Source organism: Spongiactinospora rosea (genome assembly GCF_003315795.1).
Lineage (GTDB): Bacteria > Actinomycetota > Actinomycetes > Streptosporangiales > Streptosporangiaceae > Spongiactinospora > Spongiactinospora rosea.
Map to the genome: position 1 here is coordinate 119,560 of NZ_QMEY01000015.1, position 15,986 is coordinate 135,545.

The 15,986-nt window shown below is 71.4% G+C and carries 20 protein-coding genes and 2 pseudogenes; 16 read left to right on the top strand and 6 right to left on the bottom strand.

Annotated features, from left to right (window positions below):
- Positions 1-18 precede the first annotated feature (18 nt).
- The 6 genes from DP939_RS28950 (at position 19) to DP939_RS28975 (ending at position 3,346) form a co-directional block, all read left to right on the top strand.
- Positions 19-432, top strand: a complete 414-nt coding sequence (locus tag DP939_RS28950; protein WP_225878569.1) for a YciI family protein — start codon at positions 19-21, stop codon at positions 430-432.
- The gene (locus DP939_RS49150) at positions 429-824 is read left to right on the top strand and encodes a hypothetical protein (RefSeq protein WP_318656324.1); all 396 of its coding nucleotides are present in this window, start codon (positions 429-431) and stop codon (positions 822-824) included. The genes DP939_RS28950 and DP939_RS49150 overlap by 4 nt, the downstream gene beginning before the upstream one ends.
- 36 nt (positions 825-860) lie before the next feature.
- The gene (locus DP939_RS28960; protein ID WP_113983991.1) at positions 861-1,565 is read left to right on the top strand and encodes a TetR/AcrR family transcriptional regulator; all 705 of its coding nucleotides are present in this window, start codon (positions 861-863) and stop codon (positions 1,563-1,565) included.
- Positions 1,562-2,422: an alpha/beta fold hydrolase gene (locus DP939_RS28965; RefSeq protein ID WP_113983992.1), complete on the top strand. Its 861-nt coding sequence runs from the start codon at positions 1,562-1,564 to the stop codon at positions 2,420-2,422. The genes DP939_RS28960 and DP939_RS28965 overlap by 4 nt, the downstream gene beginning before the upstream one ends.
- A gap of 62 nt (positions 2,423-2,484) precedes the next feature.
- Positions 2,485-2,925, top strand: a complete 441-nt coding sequence (locus DP939_RS28970; RefSeq protein ID WP_113983993.1) for a helix-turn-helix transcriptional regulator — start codon at positions 2,485-2,487, stop codon at positions 2,923-2,925.
- A 10-nt stretch (positions 2,926-2,935) separates the two neighbouring features.
- Positions 2,936-3,346 carry a VOC family protein gene (locus DP939_RS28975; protein ID WP_113983994.1) on the top strand — a complete coding sequence of 137 codons (411 nt, stop codon included), beginning with the start codon at positions 2,936-2,938 and terminating at the stop codon, positions 3,344-3,346.
- Between the two features lie 51 nt (positions 3,347-3,397).
- Here the strand turns inward: DP939_RS28975 and DP939_RS28980 are convergent, their stop codons facing one another.
- Positions 3,398-3,940: an MOSC domain-containing protein gene (locus tag DP939_RS28980; RefSeq protein WP_113983995.1), complete on the bottom strand. Its 543-nt coding sequence runs from the start codon at positions 3,938-3,940 to the stop codon at positions 3,398-3,400.
- Positions 3,941-4,086: 146 nt separating this feature from the next.
- On the opposite strand from DP939_RS28980, the gene DP939_RS28985 reads away from it, so the two are divergent.
- On the top strand, positions 4,087-4,662 hold the full coding sequence (locus DP939_RS28985; protein WP_113983996.1) for a hypothetical protein: 576 nt from the start codon (positions 4,087-4,089) through the stop codon (positions 4,660-4,662).
- A gap of 224 nt (positions 4,663-4,886) precedes the next feature.
- Here DP939_RS28985 and DP939_RS28990 read toward each other — a convergent pair whose 3' ends face one another.
- Together DP939_RS28990 and DP939_RS28995 are read right to left on the bottom strand one after the other, a co-directional pair.
- Entirely contained in the window at positions 4,887-5,492 is a 606-nt protein-coding gene (locus DP939_RS28990) for a histidine phosphatase family protein (RefSeq protein ID WP_113983997.1), read from the bottom strand.
- Complete coding sequence (locus DP939_RS28995) at positions 5,489-6,730, bottom strand: PEP/pyruvate-binding domain-containing protein (protein ID WP_225878558.1); 1,242 nt, start codon at positions 6,728-6,730, stop codon at positions 5,489-5,491. Before DP939_RS28995 ends, DP939_RS28990 begins: the two co-directional genes overlap by 4 nt.
- Positions 6,731-6,798: 68 nt before the next feature.
- Here DP939_RS28995 and DP939_RS29000 point away from each other — a divergent pair, with 68 nt between their 5' ends.
- On the top strand, positions 6,799-7,194 hold the full coding sequence (locus DP939_RS29000) for an SANT/Myb-like DNA-binding domain-containing protein (protein WP_113983999.1): 396 nt from the start codon (positions 6,799-6,801) through the stop codon (positions 7,192-7,194).
- Positions 7,191-7,826, top strand: coding sequence for a transcriptional regulator (locus DP939_RS29005; protein ID WP_113984000.1), 636 nt, complete (start codon positions 7,191-7,193; stop codon positions 7,824-7,826). The genes DP939_RS29000 and DP939_RS29005 overlap by 4 nt, the downstream gene beginning before the upstream one ends.
- Here the strand turns inward: DP939_RS29005 and DP939_RS29010 are convergent, their stop codons facing one another.
- The gene (locus DP939_RS29010; protein ID WP_113984001.1) at positions 7,827-9,320 is read right to left on the bottom strand and encodes a carboxylesterase/lipase family protein; all 1,494 of its coding nucleotides are present in this window, start codon (positions 9,318-9,320) and stop codon (positions 7,827-7,829) included.
- 96 nt (positions 9,321-9,416) lie between these two features.
- On the opposite strand from DP939_RS29010, the gene DP939_RS29015 reads away from it, so the two are divergent.
- From DP939_RS29015 to DP939_RS29030, 4 genes and pseudogenes are all read left to right on the top strand, one after another.
- Positions 9,417-10,028 carry a TetR/AcrR family transcriptional regulator gene (locus DP939_RS29015; RefSeq protein ID WP_113984002.1) on the top strand — a complete coding sequence of 204 codons (612 nt, stop codon included), beginning with the start codon at positions 9,417-9,419 and terminating at the stop codon, positions 10,026-10,028.
- Positions 10,029-10,131: 103 nt separating this feature from the next.
- Positions 10,132-10,455 (top strand): hypothetical protein, encoded by a 324-nt coding sequence (locus DP939_RS29020; protein WP_147268186.1) that lies wholly within the window; start codon positions 10,132-10,134, stop codon positions 10,453-10,455.
- Positions 10,448-10,661: pseudogene (locus DP939_RS29025) on the top strand (response regulator transcription factor); the annotation flags it as partial. The gene DP939_RS29020 and the pseudogene DP939_RS29025, both read left to right, overlap by 8 nt.
- 60 nt (positions 10,662-10,721) lie before the next feature.
- The gene (locus DP939_RS29030; protein ID WP_199565485.1) at positions 10,722-11,315 is read left to right on the top strand and encodes a carboxylesterase family protein; all 594 of its coding nucleotides are present in this window, start codon (positions 10,722-10,724) and stop codon (positions 11,313-11,315) included.
- Positions 11,316-11,383: 68 nt separating this feature from the next.
- Here the strand turns inward: DP939_RS29030 and DP939_RS29035 are convergent, their stop codons facing one another.
- Positions 11,384-12,340, bottom strand: coding sequence for a recombinase family protein (locus DP939_RS29035; RefSeq protein ID WP_113984004.1), 957 nt, complete (start codon positions 12,338-12,340; stop codon positions 11,384-11,386).
- Between the two features lie 249 nt (positions 12,341-12,589).
- Here DP939_RS29035 and DP939_RS29040 point away from each other — a divergent pair, with 249 nt between their 5' ends.
- The 3 genes from DP939_RS29040 to DP939_RS29050 are packed head-to-tail and all read left to right on the top strand — an operon-like array spanning position 12,590 to position 14,926.
- Positions 12,590-12,982: a GntR family transcriptional regulator gene (locus DP939_RS29040; RefSeq protein WP_113984005.1), complete on the top strand. Its 393-nt coding sequence runs from the start codon at positions 12,590-12,592 to the stop codon at positions 12,980-12,982.
- Positions 12,979-13,941, top strand: coding sequence for an ABC transporter ATP-binding protein (locus DP939_RS29045; protein ID WP_225878559.1), 963 nt, complete (start codon positions 12,979-12,981; stop codon positions 13,939-13,941). The genes DP939_RS29040 and DP939_RS29045 overlap by 4 nt, the downstream gene beginning before the upstream one ends.
- Before the next feature lie 13 nt (positions 13,942-13,954).
- Positions 13,955-14,926: an ABC transporter permease gene (locus tag DP939_RS29050; RefSeq protein WP_113984007.1), complete on the top strand. Its 972-nt coding sequence runs from the start codon at positions 13,955-13,957 to the stop codon at positions 14,924-14,926.
- Positions 14,927-15,141: 215 nt separating this feature from the next.
- On the opposite strand, the pseudogene DP939_RS29055 reads toward DP939_RS29050, so the two are convergent.
- A pseudogene (locus DP939_RS29055) lies at positions 15,142-15,981 on the bottom strand (Tn3 family transposase); the annotation flags it as partial.
- Positions 15,982-15,986 lie beyond the last annotated feature (5 nt).

Below are 15,986 nucleotides of genomic sequence, written 5' to 3' on the forward strand. Positions count from 1 at the left end.
GGAGAGACCGTGAAGTACATGATCATGATGTTCGGTTCGCAGCGGGACTACGACATGCTGACCGGCAGGCCCGGCGGCACTCCGCCGTGGACGGAGGAGGACATCGCCGCCCTGCACGCCTTCATGGAGAAGTGGAACAGGGACCTGGTGGAGTCCGGGGAGTTCGTGGACGGCCAGGGGCTCAGCGCCCCGGTGCACGCCCGGCGGGTCGAGCTGCGCGACGGCGTGCCGGTCGTCACCGACGGCCCCTACGCCGAGACCCAGGAGGTGCTGGCCGGTTACACGATCGTGGAGTGCGACGGCTTCGACCGGGCCACGCAGATCGCCGCGCTGCTGGCCGGCACCCCGCACCCGCAGGGCACGGCCCTCTCTCACGAGTGGTATGTCGACGTGCGCCCGATCGCCGGGGGCCCGCCGCAGATCGAGGCGTGAGCGGCCGGATGCGCCGGGCCGGGACCGAGGATCTGCTGCGCGAGCTCACGCCGCGGGTCCTCGGCGCGGTCGTACGCCGCTACGGGCACTTCGACACCGCCGAGGACGCCGTCCAGGAGGCGCTGCTGGCCGCGGCGCGAAGCTGGCCGGACGGCGGCACGCCGGACGACCCGGGCCTGGCCCTGCTGCCCGCCATCGAGTCGGACGAGCGGATGGCGGGCGACCACCGCCCGCACGCCGTACGCGCGCACCTGCTGGAGATGGCCGGCGAACATGCCGCGGCGCGCGCGGCCTACCTGGCCGCCGCCGAGCGCACCACCAGCCTCCCCCAGCAGCGCTACCTGCACACACGCGCGGCCCGGCTGGTTGCCGGCCCTCGTAGTGACCGATAATCTGAAATCGGTCACTACGAGGAAGGGGGTCATCGCATGCCCCGGCCGCAGATCCCGCACCGGCGCGAGCGGATTCTCGACGCCGCGCAGGAGCTCATCCTGGAGCGCGGGTTCGACGGGATGAGCATGAGCGCGCTGGCCGAGCGCTGCGGCATCGGCAAGGGCGCGCTCTACCTGGAGTTCGCGAGCAAGAACGAGCTGGTCGACCACCTGATCGCCCGCAGCATGCGGCGCATCACCACGGCGCTGTCCGAGCGGCTGGCCGCCGGCGAGATGGCGAGCCTCGGCGACCTATACCGCATCGCCGCCGACGCCCTGCTCGGCGACGACCTGCTCACCGCCGCCTACCTCGACGACGAGGCGGTGCTCGGCGGCTACGCCGCCACCCGCGCCGATGACCGCTACCGGCGCAGGTTCGACTGGATGGACGGATACCTGCGGCTCCTGCAACGCGACGGCTCCCTGGACGCGGGCCTCGACCCCGACGCGCTGTCCCTCGCGCTCGCCGCCTTCACCGTCGGCCTGCTGTCGCTGTCGAAGGTCGCCGGGCCGCTCGGCCGCGACCGGCTCGCCGCCACGATCGGCGCCTTCGCCACCATCGTGGACCGCGCCCTCACCCCCGCCCACGCCCCGGCCGCGATGTCGCCCGCGGCGTACGCGAGCATGCGCGACCTGCTGGACCGCCTCGCCACCGACAACGAACACCCCGACACCCGCGACCCCGCGCCGGAGACACCATGAGCGAGACCCACCACCGCGCCCCGACCGACTGGACCGGCACCCCGCAAGGGCTCGACATGCGCGTGCTGCGACGCCCCGGCACCACGCTGCACTACTGGACCGGCGGGCGCGACGGCGGCACCCCGGTCACCTTCCTGCACGGCGCGACGATGGACCACCGCATGTTCAACGCGCAGATCCCCGGCATCCTCGGCCACCGCCGCGCCCTCGTCTGGGACGCCCGCGGGCACGGCCGCTCCCAGCCCTTCGGCCCCGGCCGGGTGGGCATCGAAGACCACGTGGACGACCTGGTGGCGATGCTCGACGACGCCGGAGTCGAGCAGACGGTCATCGTCGGGCAGTCCATGGGCGGCTACATCGCCCAGCACGCGGTACGGCTGCACCCGCACCGCTTCCGCGCCCTGGTCGTCATCGGCAGCACGCCGATCGAGGCCCCGCTGTCCGCCACCGACGCGCTGATCCTGCGCCTGACCTACCTGTCCTTCGGCCTCATGCCGCGCGGCGCGCTGCGGACGATGTTCGCCCGCGCCACGAGCGTCCGCGACGACGTCCGCGCCTACGCGGTGGAGGCGATCGGCCAGGTGAGCCGGCGCGCGACCGTGCAGATCTTCGCCGCGGTCGCCAGTGCCCTCTCCCGGCGCGGACTGCCGGGATACCGCGTCGAGGTGCCGTTCCTGCTGACCCACGGAGAACACGACGGCACCGGCGACATCCGCAAGGACGGCCCCGGGTGGGCGGCGAGCGACCCGCGGATCAGGTACGTGGTGATCCCCGACGCCGGGCACAACGCCAACCAGGACAACCCCGAGGTGTTCAACCGCGAGTTCCACCGCCTCCTGGCCGGTCTCGGCGACTGATCCGAGGCCGCTTCCACGCAGGTCAGGGCGGAATTGTCGGTGGGCGGGTATACGCTGCTGCCATGAATCCGCAAGACCTCGCCAACCTCGCTCACCTGCGTCGGGCGCGGGATCTGATCGACCGTGACTACGCCCGCCCGCTCGACGTGCCGACGATGGCCCGCCACGCGCTGATGTCACCGGCGCACTTCTCCCGGCAGTTCCGGGCCGCCTACGGCGAGACGCCCTACAGCTACCTCATGACCCGCCGCATCGAGCGGGCGATGACGCTGCTGCGGGCCGGGGTGAGCGTGACCGACGCGTGCATGGCCGTGGGCTGTACCTCCCTGGGCTCGTTCAGCTCGCGGTTCACCGAGCTGCTGGGCGAGACGCCGAGCGCCTACCGCGCCCGTGAGCACCGCGCGGTGGCGGCCATGCCCCCGTGCGTGGCCAAGGTGCACACCCGCCCGGCCCGCACCACGCCGAGCAGGATCGGAGAAGCCCGGCGCGAGGCGGCGGCCTAGCGTTGACCCCATGACAATCGCACTTCGCTACTGCCACATCACCGTCAACGACGTCGATGAGGCGCTCGCCTTCTACCGTGACGCGCTGGACCTTGAGGTCCGCAACGACGTCGCCTCCGGCGGCCACCGCTGGGTGACCCTCGGCGTCCCGTCCCAGCCGGGCCTTGAGATCGTGCTGTCCGACCCGCACGCGGGCCGCTCCCAGGCCGACGGCGACACCCTGCAGGAACTCCTCACCAAGGGCGTCCTGTCGATGATCGTCTTCCGCACCGACGACCTCGACGCGACGTTCGAGAAGGTGCGGGCCTCCGGCGCCGAGGTGCTGCAGGAGCCGATCGACCAGGCCTGGGGCCCACGCGACTGCGCGTTCCGCGACCCTTCGGGCAACATGGTGCGGATCAACCAGGAGCCCGCGTCCTGATCCGAGGGCCGATCCGCGCAAGGCCCCGCCGTACGGCGGGGCCGGGCCGGGTCAGACGGGCGCCAGCGGCACGTGCGGGCCCTGCGGCGGCACGACCAGCACCTCATCGCCGGGCCGTACCTCACCGCCTGTGACCACCACGCCCATCACCCCGGCCTTGCGCACCACATGGCCGTGCTCGTCGCGGTCCAGGACGGCGGCCATCAGCCCGGGCATGAAGTCGTCGAGCTGCACGCACGGGTTGCGCAGCCCGGTGACGCGCACCACCGCCTGCCCGCCGATCCGCAGCAGCGCCCCGGCCGAGAGGCCGAGCAGGTCCACGCCGCGCGTGGTGATGTTCTCCCCCATCTGGCCGGCCGAGACCTCAAGGCCCGCCTGAGCCAGCTCATCGTGCAGCTCGGCGTGGATCAGGTGCACCTGCCGCAGGTTGGGGCGGCTCGGGTCGCGTGCCACCCGCGAGCGGTGCTTGACGGTCTCGCCCATGTGCGCGTCGCCCTCGACGCCCAGCCCGGCCAGCAGCCGCACGCCGTCGCTCACCGGTTTGGAGAAGGTGTGGCCCGCGCTGCGGGACACCGAGGTCACCAGGCCGCTCATGTCGCGCTCCTTTCAGCCCCGCCATGGTACTCATCCGGTCACCCCGCGCACCCGGCGGCACCGGGCGTAGAGTGAACGCCGGGCCCGGCCGTACCGGCCGGGCCCCTGCCCGTCCGCGTCCAGTCCCTGTGCGAGGTCCGTGACCCATGAGCGAACCCGTGGCCTTCTGGATCGACCACGAATACGACCGTGAGCGCGCCACGGACGGGCGCAGCCGTTACGGCGAGCACCTGCGGCGCAACGCCGAGGAGTTCGCTCCGGCGCTCGACGACATCTCCCCGGTGTCCTTCGCCTGCACCGCCTGGCGCATCGCCACCTCGCCCGAGCTGTCGCCGGGGTACGTGCGCTGGCATCGGCGCATCCTGTCGGCCGTGTGCGTGCGCAACCAGTGGGACGGCACGCTCACCGCCCGCGTCGAGCTGGTCTCCCCGCGGCCCGCCACGCTGGCCTGGAGCCCCGACTGGCAGGGCGACCGGCAGTGGCGCGACTGGCCGCAGACCTTCGGCCAGTTCCTCGAACCCTCCGAGCAGGACCTGGTCAAGACCTCCTACCTGCGCGGCACGCTGCTGGCCCAGACCCCGATCCCGCTCGACGGGCTGCCGGAGGCCCCGCAGGAGCCGCAGGACGACCTGCCCGAGACCGCCCGCCGTACGATCGTGCTGCTGGTCCGCCGGCTGAACGAGGCCGTCACCCCGATCGTGCGCCAGCTCGAACTATGGTGAATCACCCGAACCGGTCCAGCAGCGCGCTCACGGCGGCGTCCTGCGGGACACCGGTGGGTCAGCGCGGTGAACACGATCTCCTGCCGGACCCGTGGTCGCTCAGCACCAGGCGGGTCAGGTGTCCGGCAGCCCGCCCGGGGCCCAGCCGTTGATCTCGGCGGCGGAACGGGAGAACCAGCGCGGTTCGCTCAGTATCGCTACGTTCATGGCGAACGCAATGGGGGTCAGGGCCATCTGGCGTCGGGGAATCCGGTCCAGCGCAGGCCGGCGGGCAGGTGGCTGATGTCGTTGAACATCACGAGCGTGGGCGGCAGGCCCGCCCGGTAGTGGACGACCGTCAGCGCGGCGTTGGCGCTGTTCAGGTCGAGCCACCGCGACGGCGGCGCGTCCAGGGCGTGCCGCACCAGCCACGCGATCGGGTACGCGTGCGTCACCAGGACCTCATGGGTGTCGCGCCTGCCCTGGCCGGGGGCTTCGGCGAAGCGGGCGAGCAGGGCCGCGGCGATCCGGTGCCCCGAGGCCGCCTCGGCCTCGTCGTAGCCGTCGAAGAAACCGGCCCACGAGGAGGGCGTCTCCGCCGCGCCGGGGACGTACGGGACGTGGTCGATGAGTTCGGGGGCCTCGTCCACGAACACCTGCGGGTGGAGGGGGCGGGCGAGTTCGTGGGCGCTGGCCACGGCGCGCGGCAGCGGGGAGTGCCAGACGGCGTCGATGGGCAGGCCGGCGAGGCGTTCGCCCAGCAGGCCCGCCTGCCGGTGGCCGATGTCGGTGAGATTTCCCAAGGCGTCGGCGGCGCCGTGGCGTGCCAGGTAGAGGTGTCGCGTGGTCATGGGCGGCTCGGGCGGGGCGGTCGTGCGGCCCCGCCTCCCTTCTCCTCTCGGATGACGGTGATGGTGCCGGCGGTGCCGTCGAGGGTGACGGCGGCCCCGTCGCGGAGCCTGCCCGTGGCCTTCTCGACGCCCAGGACGGCGGGGATGCCGTGCTCGCGGGCGACGATCGCGGCGTGCGAGAGCACGCCGCCGACCTCGGTGACGACGCCGGCGGCGACGCGCAGCAGCGGCGTCCAGGCGGGGTCGGTGAAGGGGCAGACGAGAATGTCGCCCGGGCGCACGCGGGCGAAGTCGCCGGGGCCGCGGACGATCCTCGCGGGGCCGGTGACGGTTCCGCGACTGCCCGGCGTACCTGCCAGTGCGGCCTGAACCTCGCCGGGCGCGCGGGACGGGAGTGCGGCGGTGATCGACCGGGCCTGCAGGATCCAGACGCGCCCACCCGCGATCGCCCACTCGACGTCCTGCGGCCCGCCGCGCACCTCGGCGATCTTCGTGCCCAGTCCGGCGAGTTCGACGGCGGTCGCCGCGTCCAGCGCGGGCCGGTCCCGGTCGGGGGCCGGGACGTCACGCGCGACGAGCCGTCCGCCCTGCCGGTCGAGCCGGGTCCGTTTGGAGGCGATGGTCTGCTCGACCGACCCGTCCCCGGCGATCCGGTAGGCGTCGGGGGTCACCGTGCCGCCGACGACGCTGGGGCCCAGCCCCCAGGACGCCTCGATCCTGGTCTCCTCGCTTGGACCTGTGGCGGTGAACATGACGCCGGACACGTCGGCGTCCACCTGGCGCTGCACGATGACGGCCATCGCGGGCCCGCCGGACGGTCGGCCGTGACCGGTGGCGTCCCGGTAGGCCAGGGCGCGCGGCGCGAGCAGGGAGGCCCAGCAGGCGCGCACGGCGTCGGCGACGTCGGCGGTCCCGCGTACGGCCAGGAAGCTCTCGTGCTGACCGGCCGCCGAGACCTGGCCGGTGTCCTCGTCCGACGCGGACGACCGTACGGCGACGGGCGGATCGCCCAGCTCCTCCAGTGCCCGCGCCAGCTCCTCGGCCACGGCGGGGTCGAGTGGACGGCTCTCGATGGCCCGCCGCGCCGCATCCGGATCCTTCAGTTCCCGCACGGCGTCCCGGTAGGCGGCGAACGGCACCACGAAGCCGCCGGGAACCGGCAGGCCCGCCCGGAGCAACGCGCCGAGTCCGCCGGCCTTGCCCCCGCACTCCCCGGCGACGGCCGAGATCAGTGGCACGAGCACCCCATCCCCCTCCCCGTCAACAAAATGTTGACAACATTTACTTGATTCTGGATCATAGAGGCATGTCAAGCAAGCCGGAACTCTCTCAAGCCGGGCACGCGGATCGCGCCCAGGCCGGTCGTGAGCGCGACGCGACCCAGCGGCTCCTGGCCATGGGCGCGGACCGGCTCGGCCCCCGCCCCTGGCGGCCCGCGCCGGCCCCGCCCTCGGCGCTCGACCTCGTGCAGTTCGCCGTCTGGCGCAACGCCGAGCTGAGCGCCGAGGACGTCCTGGCCGCGCTCGCCCTCATGCCCGCCGCCCGCGCCGAGGTCGAAGGGCTGGAGTCGGCGCTGCTGTTCACGGCGCGCGCCGCGGGCCTGACCTGGGCGCAGATCGCGCAGGCGCTGGGGTTCAACTCGCCGCAGGCGTGCCAGCAGCACTACAACCGGCTGACCGCGCGACAGGACACGGCCCCGTGACCCGAAGCTCAGAGCCTTTGCTGCTGGTCCTGCACGCGGTGCGCATCCTCGGGTTCGCCGAGGCCCCGGCGGTCGCCGCCCGGTACGGCCTCGACGCGGCCGAGGCGGAGGAGCTGCTGCGCGACGCCGAAGCCTACGGCTGGGCCTCCTACTCCGCCTTCGCCGGGGAGGGCGGCTGGTCGCTCACCGAACGGGGCCGCGCCGAGAACGAACGCCTGCTCGCGGCCGAGCTCACCGGCACCGGTGGAGCCGCGGAGGTCGGCGAGGTCCACCGGGAGTTCCTCCCGCTCAACGCCCGCCTCCTGCGGGCCTGCACCGACTGGCAGCTCCGCCCCACCGCCGGCGACAGGCTCGCCCCCAACGACCACTCCGACCCCGCCTGGGACGCCAAGATCCTCGACGAGCTCACCGGCATCTCACTCGCCCTCACCCCGCTGTCGGCCCGGCTCGAAGGCGTCCTGACCCGGCTGCGCGGATACGACACCCGCTTCGCCGGCGCTCTCGCCCGCGCACGAGCCGGAGAGAACGCCTGGGTCGACGCCACCCACGTCGACTCCTGCCATCGCGTCTGGTTCGAGCTTCACGAAGACCTCATCGCCACACTCGGCCTGGAGCGCCACGCCCACCCCTGACTATGGGAGATCGAACGGGGCGGGGAAGTGGCCTTCCCAGACCCCGTGGGAGACATGTTCGGGGTAGGGCAGAGTCTTCGACTCGGTGTCCAGGACGCGGGTGAGCCGCCGGCCAGGCCGGTGGGCGGCCCAGCCCGCGTCGCCGGTGGTGACGAAGCGGATCCATGCCTCCTGGAGTTCGCGGGAGAGCGCGATGGCCTCGGGGGTGGGCTCCTCGCCGATGAGCTGTACGCCGACGGGGCTGTCCAGCGTGCCGAACGCCAGGGGCACGTCGAGGCTGTGGCAGGCGCCCAGGGCGCCGCCGAGGGCCGGGGCAACCCAGCACAGTTCGAACAGGTAGGAGGTGCCGCCGGCCGCGGCGTTGGCCTCGGCCAGCTTCTGTGAAGGCATGCGGAACAGGGCGTCGGAGTACACCGTCTCCACCAGCTCCTCCGGGCCGGCCTGCGGAAACGCTGCACGGTAGGCCTGTGCGCCGTGCGGCTTCGGGGCGAGCAGTTCCAAGGCCGTACGGGCGTCCTGTTCGGTGTAGCTGCCCTGCCGCCCGGCCATGACGCTGAAGTACCGGAATTCGTCCCGGGTGTGGCCGGCGAGCAGCTCGATCCCGTTCGCGCGCGCGCCGGTCAGCGCGGTCCAGGGCGTCTCAGGGAGCACCTCGCCGTCGATGACGGGGCACAGGGAGGTTCCGGTCACCGTGATGCCTCCCCAGCTCTCCCGGTGCGCGTGAAGGCCGGCGTTGAAGGAGGTGAGCTCCGCGGCCAGGTGCCATGGGTCGATGTCGCGCCAGGCCGCGGCGGTGGGAGCCGCCGCGCCGAGCCGGTCCGCGAGCGCGGCGGTGGTCTGCCGGGCCAGCGCGGGGGTGCTGTGGAGCCCCGGCACCGAATGGGCGATGGCCCGCCGGAACAGGCCGCGCGCCGGCTTCATCGTCAGGAGGGCGGCGACCGACCCTGCCCCGGCAGACACCCCGGCCACGGTGACCTGGCCGGGGTCGCCTCCGAAGGCGGCGATGTTGCGCTGCACCCACTCCAGCGCCGCGATCTGGTCGAGGAACCCGCGGTTGGGCGGCACGTCGTCGAGGAACGCGAAACCCTCCGCGCCCACCCGGCAGTTGATGGTCACCACGACGAGTCCCGCCTCGGCCAGCGCCGCCGGGTCGAACATCGGGTCGCTCGACGCCGCCGAGACGTAGCCGCCCACGGGGATCCACACCAGCACCGGCAGTCCGGCCGCGCCCGGGTCCGGGGTGCCGACGTTGAGCGTCAGCCAGTCCGTGCCCTGCGGCGGGCCCACGTCGATCGGCAGGGACAGCGGCACCACCGGGCCGAACTCCGCCGCCTGCCGCGTCCCTTCCCAGCGCTGTGGCGGGGCGGGCGCGGCGAAGCGCAGATCTCCCACCGGCGGCTGTGCATAGGGGATGCCGCGGAACACCGCGTGCCCCTGCCGCAGGCGGCCCTGCACCACACCCTCCGTGGTCCGCACCTTCGGCTGTTCAGGCATGACGCTTTCCTCCTCAAGTGAACCCCAAGGTTATAAGTCAACTGTATTATGTCACCTGTATGGGAACGGCTCCGGGGTACGAGGGAGAGGCCGGCGATGCCGAAACAGGTGGATCACCGCGGACGCCGCGAGACGATCGCCCGCGCGCTGTGGCGGGTGGCGGAGCAGCGCGGCGTGGCGCATCTGACGATGCGCGTGGTGGCGCAGGAGGCGGGCATCTCCCTCGGGCAACTGCAGCACTACTTCGCCTCCCGGGCCGCCATGCTCTCCTTCGCCGTGGAATTCGCGTCCGAGCAGACCGCGCGGCGCGTTGAGCAGGGACTCGAAAGGCTCGGTGACCGTCCGCACCCCCGTGACGTGCTGCGGCTGACGCTCACCGAAATGCTCCCCCTGCACGCCGGCGCCCGCGCCACCAGCCGGATGACCGCCGCCTACCTCCTGGAAGCGCTGCACGACGAGGCCGTCCACGAGCAGGCCCGCCGTGGCCTCCTGCACGGACGGGCCCTCATCGAGCGGCTGGTCCGCCACGCGGTCGCCGACGGGCACATCGACCCTGACCGCGACCCGGTGACCGAGACCGACCTGCTCCTCGCCCTCACCGGCCTCACCCCCCTCATCGAACTGGACGTGATCAAGCCCCCGGACGCGCTCACCGTGATCGATCTGCATCTGGACAGGCTGTTCGCCAGGAAGGATCAGGGCGCATGACGCGCCGCAGCCCTCGCCCCGCGGAGTGAGGTGACGGCCTGGGGGCGGGCGGTAGGGTGGCGGGATCCGCGGGGTCTTCGAGGTCGCGCCGGTCGACGCGGTGGTGGCCGGCGTCGTGGGCGTCGCCATGGTCGGCCCGGCGCTGGTGCCGTACGTGCAGCCCTGGTGGGTCGTGCTGCTCGCGCTCCTGGCCTCGGCGCCGACCCTGTGGCGGCGGGCCGCGCTGCTGACCTCCGGGCTGGTCATCGGCACCGCCACCACGCTGCTGACGATCGGCTACCCGTCGCCGCCGCACCCGATCATGCTGCTGTTCCTCCCCTTCGGCGCGCTGGTGTGGACCTACACGTTCGCGGCGGCGGCGATCCCGGCGCCGCTGCGCGTCACCGTCATCGTCGTCCAGGCCCCGGCTCGCGCGGCGGCTCGGTGAGCTGACCGAGCGCGAGACCGACACGCTGCGCCCAGGTCGCGCGCGGGCTGTCCAACGCCGACATCGCCGCCGCCCTGGTCGTCAGCGAGCACACGGTCAAGACCCACGTGAGCAACGTGCTGGCCAAACTGGGCCTGCGCGACCGCGCCCAGGCGGTGGTCTTCGCGTACGAGTCCGGCCTGATCGCGGCCGGCACCCAAGAGTGAGGGACGGTTCGCCCGCCAGGGCGATCCGCGCGGGCCCGGACCGGCGGCACCCTGGCCCCCATGGTCACGTTCGCCCGCTCACTGGCCCTGCCCGCGGCCTTTCTGCTCGCCATGACGTCCTGCGCGGCGGCCGGGCCCGCCGCCCCCGCCGCCTGCTCCGCCCCCCGGACCGAGGGCATCGCCGAGCACGGCCTGTGCGTGTACAAGGGCATCCCGTACGCCGCGCCACCGGTCGGCGACCTGCGCTTTCGCCCCCCTCAGCCGGTCGCGCGCCGGACCGGCACGCTGAAGGCCGACGACGGGAGCCGCGTCTGCCCGCAGTTCCGCGACGACACCTCCGAGCAGTACCCCGACAAGCGGCAGGTCTACGCCGACGAGGACTGCCTGACGCTCAACATCTGGGCCCCCAGGAACGACGGCCGCGAACGGCCGGTGATCGTGTTCATCCACGGCGGCGCCGCCAGGTTCGGCACAGCGAACGAGCCCAGATACGCCGGTGACCGGCTCGCGAGCAAGGGCGACGCGGTGGTGGTCACCCTCAACTACCGGCTGGGCGTGCTCGGCTGGACCGAGCTGGGCGGCATGGACAGCGCGTACGCCGGTTCGGGCAACAACGGCCTGCGCGACCAGATGATGGCGCTCACCTGGGGGTAGGCGTAGTTGCCGCCGAAAATCGGGCGGATATGGCTGGCCAGCGATATGAGGCCGGTTGGCCGTGCCGATCAGGTGCTTGCCTGGAGCATGGCGAAGTCGGCGTGGGCCTGCTCCACGGCCTTGGGATATGCCTGCCGCTTGTTGTGCTCGGCCAGCGCCCGGTAGATGCTTGCCAGGCTCGGGTGCTGTCCCTTGCGCTTGCCGGTGGGGATGATCAGGTCCGGGCGGATGCCCTCCACCGATTCGCCGTTTGCGCGGCGGCGGAGCACGGTGTGCAGCATGTCGTCGGTGATCACCGGCGGGCGTCCGCCGTGGTTTCCCTTGCGGGCGGCGGCATTCAAGCCTTCCAGGGTGGCCTCGCGGATGTTCTCGCGTTCGGTCTCGGCCATCGCGGCGAAGAATGCGAACAGCACCCGCCCAGTGCCGGACGGATCGTAGATCCCGGTCAGCGGCCCGGCGAGCATCTCTAGGGCGATGCCGTGCGCGGTGAGGTGGTCGGCCAGCGCGGTCAGCTCGGCCGAGTCCCGGCCCAGCCGCTTCATCTCGTACACGGTGAGGATGACCCGGCAGTGCGGGGCATGCGCCTTGATCTCGCGGCAGGCCTCCAGAGCGGCTTCGAACTTCGGGCGGACCCGCACGCGGGTGGATACCTTCTCAGCGAAGATCTTCTCGCGCGGGATGCCGTGTGCGGCCAGCGCGTCCATCTGGGACTGAAGTTCCTGGGTGAGGTGGGAGCAGCGCGCGTAGGCGACGCGGATGTCCGTGGCCGGGGTGTCGGCGGGGATCGGCGCCGGCGGCGGGGTGCCTGGCCGCCACAGCCGCCCCGGCCCTCGGTCGGTCGGGGTCGGCGCGCGCAGCAGCTTCGCCAGCCGAGGGACTTTGGTGAACCGCCCGGTGTGGTAGGTCCCGGCTACGGTGCCGGAGCGCGACCGGCATGGCGAGCCGGGCTCCACCAGGCAGCGCGGGCACGGGTGCCGCTCGATCTCATCGGCGTCGGACACGGCAGTGATTTCCGGCTTACTCACCCTGAAATCGTTTCACAAACATCTCGCAAAACCCCAGTTCACGTGAGAACGAGTTCTGAGATGAAATCGGGCCTCCGTCGATCCCTCCCAAGCCTTGTCGTCTTGGTCGCAGAGTTGCTTTGCGGTTGGCAATGCACGGGCTCTTGGGAAGAGGCGACGACAATCCGCGCGAGAGGCCAGGAGGCCGAGTTGACGAAGATCGTGGGTGCTAATACCCTTTTACCAATCCAATAGGAAAAGGGTATTTTTGTGATCAAGCTTCGCCTCGATCCAGGCTCTGGTGTGGCGACATATCTGCAACTGGTGCATCAGGTCAAACACGCCTTGCGGCTCGGTGTGCTCATGCCGGGCGATCGGCTGCCGACGATCAAGGAGGTCGTCAGCGACCTCGCGATCAATCCGAACACCGTGGCCAAGGCCTACCGAGAACTGGAGCACGAGGGCCTCGTCGTCGGCCGGCCCGGGTTGGGCACGTTTGTGCAGCGGTCCCTGGGCGGCGGATCCACGGCCGATCACATCCGGTTCCGCCGCGGCCTCGCCCGGTGGGTGCGCGACTGCCGCGAGGCGGGGCTCGACCAAGGAGATATGGAGGCGCTGTTCGCCTCGGTGCTCGCCGACTCCGCCCAGGAGGGGATCGCATGATGCTGGATCGGACAGTGGGGATGTTCGGCGGCGGATCCGGTGAGCTCACCGCCCCCGCACGGAGCCCGACGGCTCTGGAGGCATTGAGGCTCGCCAAGCGGTATCGGGGCACGTGGGCGTTGCGCGAGTGCACGATGTCCGTCCCCGCCGGCCGGGTGGTCGCGCTCGTCGGACCGAACGGCGCGGGCAAGTCCACGTTCCTGCACCTGGTCGCCGGGCTGATCGCCCCCACCCGGGGCAGCGTGCGAGTCTTCGGCGAACCGGTCGGGCAGCGGGCGGCTGCCCTGGCGCGGGTGGCGTTCCTGGCCCAGGACAAACCCCTCTACGACGGCTTCACCGTCGCTGAGATGCTCCGCTTCGGACACCATCTCAATCCGGGGTGGGACGCCGCCCTCGCCCGGCAACGGCTGGCGGAGCTGGACATCCCGCTGAACCGCAAGGTCGGCAAGCTTTCCGGAGGTCAGCAGGCGCAGGTCGCGCTGACCATCGCCGTGGCCAAGCGGCCGGATCTGCTGGTCATGGACGAGCCGCTGGCCAACCTCGACCCGCTGGCCCGGCACGACGTCATGCGCTCCCTGATGGCGGCGGTGGCCGAGACTCAGCTGACCGTCGTGCTGTCCTCCCATGTGGTGTCCGACCTGACCAACGCCTGCGACTGGCTGGTGGTGCTCAACCGCGGCCAGGTCCAGATCAGCGGCGAGGTCGACGAGTTGCTCGCCACCCACCAGATGCTGTCCGGTCCGGCCGAACTGGCCGACGGGGTGGCGGCCCGGATGCCGGTGATCAGCGACGGCCGTAGCGAACGGCAGGCCGACCTGCTGGTCCGCACCGGCCCGGGAACGCCGTTGCACGACCCCCGATGGAGTGCGTCCGGTGTGAGCCTGGAGGAACTGGTGCTGGCCTACCTGCGCCGCCCCGACACCACCTCACTGCCTCGTCCAACCCTGACCATTTCCTGACCGCTAAGGAGACATGGAAGTGTTGTGGCTTACCTGGAGGCAGCACCGCATGCAGGTGCTCGTCACCACGGCGCTGCTGGCCGTCCTCGGCGCGGTTCTGCTCATCAACGGTCTGGGCGCGGCCGACTTCGCCGCCCAGAACGCTCCGGCGGCCGACTGCGTGGCGGACACGCCCGCATGCAGCGCTTACCTCGTGGAGATGAACGAGCGCATACGGCCGGTGGGTGAACTCCTCGGCTGGCTTCCGCTGCTGGCCCCGGCGATGATCGGCGCCTTCTGGGGCGCTCCGCTGCTGGCCCGGGAGTTCGAGCAGGGCACGCACCAGCTCACCTGGACCCAGTCAGTGACGCGGCGCCACTGGTTGGCGGCCAAGATCGTCGGGCTCGGTGCCGCGGTCACGCTCGGAGGGCTGGCGCTGGCCGGCGTTGTGGGTCCGTGGCTGGCAGCCTTCGACGTTCCGCCCTTCGACGTCGACCGCTTCGACTTGAGATGGTTCCGTCTCGTCGGTATTGTGCCGGCGGCGTGGTGGCTGGCCGCGTTCGTGCTCGGCATGGCCGCGGGCGCGCTGTTCCGGCGGACTCTGCCGGCGATGGCGGTGATCCTGGCGGTGTGCGCGTTGGCATTCTTCGGACTCCTCAGGGCGCCGTCCTTCTACGCGACGCCGGAACGAGCCGTGCAGGCCGAGGTCATCGACGAACTCGAACCGGAAGGCTCGCTATATGTGGCCAGCTACTGGATCGACAGGAGCGGCGCGAAGTTCACCTCTCAGGAGGCAGAGCTCGCACTCGCCGGCCCCTGCGGGACAGACGAGACGACCAAGAAGTACGCCAAGTGCTCTTTCAGCCACGGCTATCGACGAGTGGCAGAATTCCACCGCGCGAGCAGGTTCTGGCAGTTCCAATGGACCGAAGCGGGAATTTTGCTCATCCCCGCTCTCGCATTGGGCGGTGTCGCCGTCCGGCGCACCCTTCGGCCCCGCATCTGAAACCAATTATCGCCTCATCACGGTGACCGGACGGCCTGGCGCAGGACTGTCACTGCCTTCTGCAAGCCGTCCAGTAGAGGGCGAGCAGTGGATCATGCAGGACCGAGTTCTGCGTGGCGTAGGTCGGTCCGTTGCTGGCCCGTCCTGATCAAACTGCCCGACTCTTCCTTCAATCAGATGCCCCCGAACGACAGCGCCCTTGCCGACTCGGCACGTCAGAAGAGGGTGTCGCGCACCCGCAGCGGCCGGTAGCCAGTGGGGCCAAGCTGGGCCAGCTCGCCCTCGATGTCGACGTCGATGGACCCGAAGAAGTTGATGTTCTCGCTGTGCGCCGGGGATATGTGGGCCAGCACCTCATCGTCGACGCGCCGCCCGGTGGCGCGCATCGAGTCCACGGCCAGGCCGTAATACTCCGTCGTCCAGGCAACTACGGAGTTGGTCACGAGTGTCAGGCACCACGCCTGCTCGGTCTGCTGCTCCAGGTGCTGCGCCCGGACGGTGCCCTCGTGGGCGTAGAGCAGATCGCGCTTCAAGGCGTGCAGCGACTCGCCTTTGTTCAGCTGCCGCGAGATCTTCCGCCGATACGCCGGGTCAGCTAAGTACCGGGCGGCGTAGATCGTTCTCCGCAGCGCCCCGTACTCCTTCAGTGCTGCCGCCAGCGCGTTCTGCCTGCCTGAGGCCGACAGTTTGCCGACCAGCAGGGACGCGGTGGCGTGCCCGAACTTCAGCGACGCCGCCAGCCGCAGCAGGTCGTCGTAGTGCTCGGCGATCAGGTCGGTGTTCAGCTTGCGGGTCAGCAGCGGCCCGGTGTGCGGGAAGTCGGCCTCCGCCTGTGCTCGTGATCCGGCGCGGTAGAGAGTGATCTTGCTTAGATCCCGGATGCGTGGCGAGAGCTGCAACCCCAGCAGATCGAACAGGCCGAAGTTGACCAGCGTCACCCCATGCGTGTCAGTCGCGTGCTCCGTGACGGGAATGTCGGTTGCGTGCCCCAAGATTTCATCGAGGACGTAATGGGCTTCGCGCTTCGTCGCAACGATGATCTTCGTGCCGTACGTGGTGT

Coding starts and splice junctions, on each gene's coding strand:
- DP939_RS28965 (WP_113983992.1), top strand. CDS start 1,562: ATGAGCGAGACCCACCACCGCGCCCCGACCGACTGGACCGGCACCCCG.
- DP939_RS28990 (WP_113983997.1), bottom strand. CDS start 5,492: ATGACCACGCGACACCTCTACCTGGCACGCCACGGCGCCGCCGACGCC.
- DP939_RS29000 (WP_113983999.1), top strand. CDS start 6,799: ATGTCAAGCAAGCCGGAACTCTCTCAAGCCGGGCACGCGGATCGCGCC.
- DP939_RS28970 (WP_113983993.1), top strand. CDS start 2,485: ATGAATCCGCAAGACCTCGCCAACCTCGCTCACCTGCGTCGGGCGCGG.
- DP939_RS28980 (WP_113983995.1), bottom strand. CDS start 3,940: ATGAGCGGCCTGGTGACCTCGGTGTCCCGCAGCGCGGGCCACACCTTC.
- DP939_RS28950 (WP_225878569.1), top strand. CDS start 19: ATGATCATGATGTTCGGTTCGCAGCGGGACTACGACATGCTGACCGGC.
- DP939_RS29045 (WP_225878559.1), top strand. CDS start 12,979: ATGATGCTGGATCGGACAGTGGGGATGTTCGGCGGCGGATCCGGTGAG.
- DP939_RS28975 (WP_113983994.1), top strand. CDS start 2,936: ATGACAATCGCACTTCGCTACTGCCACATCACCGTCAACGACGTCGAT.
- DP939_RS29050 (WP_113984007.1), top strand. CDS start 13,955: ATGGAAGTGTTGTGGCTTACCTGGAGGCAGCACCGCATGCAGGTGCTC.
- DP939_RS29010 (WP_113984001.1), bottom strand. CDS start 9,320: ATGCCTGAACAGCCGAAGGTGCGGACCACGGAGGGTGTGGTGCAGGGC.
- DP939_RS29015 (WP_113984002.1), top strand. CDS start 9,417: ATGCCGAAACAGGTGGATCACCGCGGACGCCGCGAGACGATCGCCCGC.
- DP939_RS28960 (WP_113983991.1), top strand. CDS start 861: ATGCCCCGGCCGCAGATCCCGCACCGGCGCGAGCGGATTCTCGACGCC.
- DP939_RS28985 (WP_113983996.1), top strand. CDS start 4,087: ATGAGCGAACCCGTGGCCTTCTGGATCGACCACGAATACGACCGTGAG.
- DP939_RS29030 (WP_199565485.1), top strand. CDS start 10,722: ATGGTCACGTTCGCCCGCTCACTGGCCCTGCCCGCGGCCTTTCTGCTC.